6 protein-coding genes are annotated in these 5555 nt (G+C 63.1%); 2 read left to right on the top strand and 4 right to left on the bottom strand.

Annotation, left to right across the window (positions count from 1 at the left end; genetic code table 11):
* Window positions 1-130: 130 nt before the first annotated feature.
* Both WCB02_RS09365 and WCB02_RS09370 read right to left on the bottom strand, forming a co-directional pair.
* Window positions 131-1000: a branched-chain amino acid ABC transporter permease gene (locus WCB02_RS09365; RefSeq protein ID WP_423957730.1), complete on the bottom strand. Its 870-nt coding sequence runs from the start codon at window positions 998-1000 to the stop codon at window positions 131-133.
* A gap of 212 nt (window positions 1001-1212) precedes the next feature.
* On the bottom strand, window positions 1213-2346 hold the full coding sequence (locus tag WCB02_RS09370) for an ABC transporter substrate-binding protein (protein ID WP_423957737.1): 1134 nt from the start codon (window positions 2344-2346) through the stop codon (window positions 1213-1215).
* 397 nt (window positions 2347-2743) lie between these two features.
* Between WCB02_RS09370 and WCB02_RS09375 the strand changes: the two genes are divergently transcribed.
* Window positions 2744-3070, top strand: a complete 327-nt coding sequence (locus WCB02_RS09375; protein WP_423957731.1) for a hypothetical protein — start codon at window positions 2744-2746, stop codon at window positions 3068-3070.
* A 38-nt stretch (window positions 3071-3108) separates the two neighbouring features.
* Here WCB02_RS09375 and purU read toward each other — a convergent pair whose 3' ends face one another.
* A complete protein-coding gene (gene purU, locus WCB02_RS09380; RefSeq protein WP_423957733.1) occupies window positions 3109-3972 on the bottom strand; it encodes a formyltetrahydrofolate deformylase in 864 nt (287 codons plus the stop codon).
* 154 nt (window positions 3973-4126) lie between these two features.
* Between purU and WCB02_RS09385 the strand changes: the two genes are divergently transcribed.
* Complete coding sequence (locus tag WCB02_RS09385) at window positions 4127-4984, top strand: uroporphyrinogen-III synthase (protein WP_423957734.1); 858 nt, start codon at window positions 4127-4129, stop codon at window positions 4982-4984.
* A 127-nt stretch (window positions 4985-5111) separates the two neighbouring features.
* On the opposite strand, the gene WCB02_RS09390 is transcribed toward WCB02_RS09385, so the two are convergent.
* On the bottom strand, window positions 5112-5555 hold a 444-nt coding region (locus WCB02_RS09390), incomplete at its 5' end, for an NAD-dependent epimerase/dehydratase family protein (protein ID WP_423957735.1).

Raw genomic sequence — 5555 nt, forward strand, 5'->3', positions numbered from 1 at the left:
TGATCAGATAGCGCGAGGGAAACGCGAAGGCGCAGGCCGCGACCGCAAGCCAGAACACGGCCTCGCTTGGACGCCAGCGCGCCTTCAGCCTTGCATGATATCCGACGTCGGTTGGCGCGCTCATCTCGGCTCAACGCGAGGCGGTGCGGCCGAACAGGCCGTTGGGACGCCACAGCAGGATCACGATCATGATGGTGTAGATCACGAACGGTCCCATCTTGGGAAAATAATATTTGCCGGCGACGTCGCTGATGCCGAGCAGCAGCGCCGCCAGGAACGGCCCGGTGATGCTGGAAGAACCGCCGACCGTCACCACGATCAGGAAGTAGATCATGAATTTCAGCGGAAAATACGGATCGAGGCCGAGGATTTCCGCGCTCAGCGCGCCGCCGAGGCCAGCGAGGCCACAGCCGAATGCAAAGGTAAAGGCGAACACCTGCGGCACGTTGATGCCAAGCCCGCTGGCGGCGCGCGGATCGTCGACCGCGGCGCGGAGCCTGGAGCCAAATCGTGTTTTCGCCAGCACCAGTTGCAGCGCCACAGTCAAAAGGCCGCAAATCACGATGATCATCAGCCGGTAGCGGCCGACGCCGACGCCGAATATATCGAACTGGCCTTCCAGCGCCGCCGGCAGATTGATGAAGACCCGCGACGATCCCATGATGTAGTCGACCGCCGCGACCGACATGAAGACGAGACCGATCGAGAACAGCACCTGGTCGAGATGACTGCGGCTGTAGAGATGGCGGTACAACAGCCGCTCCAGCAGCGTGCCGATGGCGGCGCTCGCCGCGAACGCCAGCGGCAGGCCGGCGAAGAACGGCCAACCGAGCCGGTTGACCAGCACCGCGCAGACATAGCCGCCCGCCATCGCGAACGCGCCATGCGCGAGATTGACGAAATTCATCAGTCCGAGGGTGACAGCCAACCCGCAGGCCAGCACGAACAGCAGCATGCCGTAAGCCACGCCGTCGAACAAATTGGTGAGGACAGAGGTCATGGGATCAGTTCAGCAAAACCGCAACACGAAAGATACGTCGTCATGGCCGGGCTTGTCTCGCCTGTGGGGCCGAAGCCCCTTCGGCGCGGCGAAGGGCCGGCCATCCACGTCTTTTGCCTCTACATCGTGAAGAGAAATCATGGATGCCTGGGTCGAGCCAGGTCAAGCCCGGGCATGACGTGGAGAATGAGGAGATGGCGCGTTGTTCGGCGTCACTTCTTCGTCTTGCCCGGGTCCTTCACGGCTTCAAAAGTCTCGAACTCGACATTATAGAGCTCGCCGTCGACCTTCTCGACCTTGCGGATGTAGACGTTCTGGACGATGTCGCGGGTGTCCGGATCGATCGAGATCGGGCCGCGCGGGCTTTCCCACTTCATGCCTTTCATCGCGGCGATCAGCGCGTCGCCGTCGGTGTTGCCGCCGGTCTTCTTCAGCGCCTCGTAGATCAGATGGATACCGTCGTAGCCGCTCACGGCCATGAAGCCCGGACGGCTGCCGAAATCCTTCTTGTAGGCCGCGACGAACGCCTTGTTCAGCGCCGAGGGATGGGCCGCCGAATAGATATGCGCGGTGACCGTGCCGAGCGCCGCATCGCCCATGCCGTTGAGCAGGTCGTCGTCCATTACGTCGCCGGGGCCGATCACCTTGATGCCGTCCTTGTCGAGCCCGCGCTCGGCATATTGTTTCATGAAGTTGCCGCCCTGGCCGGCCGGCACGAACACGAACATGGCGTCGGGCTTGGCGTCCTTCATCCGCTGCAGGAACGGGGCGAAATCCGGATTGGCCAGCGGCACCTTGACCTCCTCGACGATCTGGCCGCCGCCGGCAGTGAAATGCTGCTTGAAGAAGTTCAGCGCGTCATTGCCGGGCGCATAATCCGAGGTCAGGGTCGCAACCTTCTTGATGCCGTTCTTGACCGCCCAGTCGCCGATGATGGTGGAGGATTGCGCCAGCGTGAAGCTGGTGCGGACGATATAGGGCGATTTCTCGGTGATGATCGAGGTGCCCGCGGCCATCACGACTTCCGGGATCTTGGCCTGGGTCGCCAGGGGCGCCGCGGCGAACGCTGCCGGCGTGACGCCAAAGCCAGCGATGAAATTGACCTTGTCGTTGACGATCAGCTCCTGCGCCTCCGTCTTGGTCTTGTCCGGCAGGGCGGCGTCATCCTTCAGGATGATCTCGATCTTCTTGCCGGCGACGGTGTCGCCGTGCTGCTCCATGTAGAGCTTGATCGCATTGTCGATCTGCTTGCCGGTCGAGGCTTGGCCCCCGGTCATCGGCAGGATCAAGCCGATTTTCACGGTATCCTCGGCGCGCGCCGGCCCGAACGTCAAGGCACCCAGCATCGCTGCGCCCAACACGGCCCGCGACGGAAGCTTGCACAGCACCTCGCACAGCATCCTGGCATCAACAAACATCAACTCGTCCTCCCCTGGTCGGTCCCCGTGCCGAGTCCCCCGGCGCTCGCCTCACCATAGCCTAGATTTTTCCGCCGTATAGCGGTGCCCCATGGCGTCTCGGTTGAAGGCCATTGTCAATCGCGACCATCGGTGTGGCCGTCGGGCAGTGACATCATCCCTGCGCTGATCGACAGAAAACCAAATGTCTAAGAAAACCAGATTGAGGTGTTATTTTACCTCGAGCGCCGTAATTCGTCAATCTTACGGATATATCTTAGAGGGTCGCGGGGGCACATAGGCGTTGCCCCACCCCTCGCCAGCAAAAGGCTTTGACGCGTCCCGCATGAAGTTCAGTCCCCGCCAGCTCGTGAACCTGCTCGCGTCCGTCCTGTTGGCCTGCAGCCTCGCAGGCTGCGCGTCCATCAATGAAAAACTCTCGGCCAGCATGGGCGACTACGTTCCAAAATGGGCGGGCGGGCTGCCGGCCGATGCGCCGCCACGACCCGGCACCGCGAAATACGACGAATACATGAAGGAGCGGGAGCGGCTGCGCCAATTGCCGGCCGACCAGCGCGGCGACCAGCCGGCGACATCCAGCTCATCGTCGTCGTCCGGTCCGGCGTCTTCGACGGGTCCGGTGCAATCGTCTGCGCTGAACCCGGTGCACTAGCCGGCGGCCGGTGCAAACACACGGAGCTGGACAGCTGATCAGTCCACGAACACCACGGTCTTGCGGCCGTTCGGGATCACGCGATCCTCCAGATGGTAGCGGATCGCGCGCGCCAGCACGCGGCGCTCGATGTCTCGGCCCTTGCGCACGAGGTCCTCGGGCGTATCGCGGTGGCTGATGCGCTCGACGTACTGGTCGATGATCGGGCCCTCGTCGAGATCCCTGGTGACGTAATGAGCGGTGGCGCCGATCAGTTTGACGCCCCGCTCATGCGCCTGATGATAGGGTTTGGCGCCCTTGAATCCCGGCAGGAACGAGTGGTGGATGTTGATACAGCGTCCGGCGAGTTTTTCCGTCAGTTCGTCGGAAAGGATCTGCATGTAGCGGGCAAGCACCACGAGATCGGTTTCGGTCTGGCCCACGAGATCCCAGATCGCACTTTCCTGCTCGCGCCTGGTGTCCTTCTTTACCGGCAGATGATAGAACGCGATCCCGGACAGATCGAGCCCGGCATAGATCTCCCGCGGATGATTGGAGACGATCGCGGTCGGAATCATCGCCAGTTCGCCGGTTCGCCAGCGGTAGAGAATGTCGACCAGGCAATGGTCGGACTTCGAGACCAGGAGCATCACCCGCCGCTTGCTGGCGCGGTCGCGCATCTGCCAGTCCATGGCGAAGCGTTCCGCGATCGCCGAGAAGGCGGTCTGCAGCGGCACCAATCCCACCGCGAGGTCGGCCGCGGTGAACACCACGCGCATGAAGAACTTGTTTGTCTCGACATCGCCGAACTGCTGGGCATCGAGAATGTTCTGCCCGTTATGGGCGAGAAAGGTCGAGACGGCCGAAACGATGCCGGGACGATCGGGGCAGGACAGCGTCAACACGTAGTCGGGATCGGGCATGGCGGCTGATCAGGTCTTGAGCAGGAGAAGCGGGAACCGCAGTGCCCTGCTCTAGCATCGCCCGCGCCCTTGCGCCAACGGCCGGTTGGGAGTCAGGATGAACGCGGCGCTGATTGGATGGGTTGGGACGCAAGAAACTTTTGAGAAGCACGACATGGCAGCAAGAATCCCGGCTGAACGCCTCAACGGCTATCGCATCCTGATCCTGGAGACGCGCGAGGAGGCGCAGTTTTCCCGGCTGCTCAGCGAGCAGGGCGCCGACGTGCTGCAATGCCCGATGTTCGCCATCCATGACGCGCCTGACCCCGCGCCGATCGAGGCCTGGATCGGCCGCTGCATCGCGCGGCCATTCGATGACCTGGTACTTTTGACCGGTGAAGGCCTGCGTCGGCTGGTGAAGCTGGCGCGGCGAATCGGTGCTGAGCAGGATTTCATCAGGGCGCTCGGCCAAGCGCGCAAATTCGCGCGCGGCCCAAAACCCGGCCGGGCCTTGCGCGAAATCGGACTGGAACCGCAGCAGACCACGGAAAAGCCCACCTCCGAGGGCATCGCCGAGATGCTGTCGCAGATCGACCTCGAGGGCCATCGGCTTGGGCTGCAGCTCTATCCCGACAAGGATCACAGCGCGCTGATCCGCGCCGTCACCGCACGGGGCGCCAGCGTCGATGCCGTGCTGCCCTACGTCTATGACGCCGAGGCCGCGGATGCCAACATCATGACCGCGATCGAGGAAATGGCGAACGGCCGCGTCGACGCGATCGCGCTGACCAATCTGGGGCAGATTCGCCGCCTGATCGAGGTGGCGCGCACAAAAGGCTCGGAGGCGCGCTTGCGCGAGGGTCTTGCCAAGACCCCGATCGCCTCCGTCGGACCTGCGGTCTCGGACGAATTGAAAGCCCACGGCCTGCGCACGGATATCTATCCGGCCAATGATGCTTTTTTCATGAAGCCGCTGATCTCAGCAATGGCGCTGGCGCTGGCCAAGGCGCCGCCCCGCGCGGCGGCGCGTTAGTTTCTCCGCCGTCATTGCGAGCGCAGCGAAGCATCCATCGGGCCGCCAAGAAAGAAAGATTAGATTGCTTCACTGCGCTCGCAATGACGGGAGGAACTGCCTGCCCGCCACTTTGCCACCCATTCGACTACGCGACGCTGACGGGAGGAACGGTGGACGACTCCACCGGCTGCGTCGACTCATTCAGATACGCCCGATACGCCAGCCGCATGCCGTCCTCCAGCGAGGTGCGGGCGTGCCAGCCCAAGCTGTCGAGCCGGCTGACATCGAGCAGTTTTTGCGGGGTGCCGTCGGGCCGCGAGATATCGTAGCTGATCGCGCCGGTGTAGCCGACGGTCGCCGCCACCAGGCGGGCGAAATCGGCGATGGTGATGTCGGAGCCGGTGCCGATATTGACCATCTCGCTCGCCGAATAGGTCTTCATCAGGTGCACGCAGGCGTCCGCCATGTCGTCGACATACAGAAACTCCCGCCGCGGCGTGCCGGTGCCCCAGACCGTGACGTCGGCAGCACCGGACTGTTTGGCCTCTTGGAAGCGGCGAATCAGGGCAGCGACCACGTGGCTATATTC

The organism is Bradyrhizobium sp. (assembly GCF_049581145.1).
GTDB lineage: Bacteria > Pseudomonadota > Alphaproteobacteria > Rhizobiales > Xanthobacteraceae > Bradyrhizobium.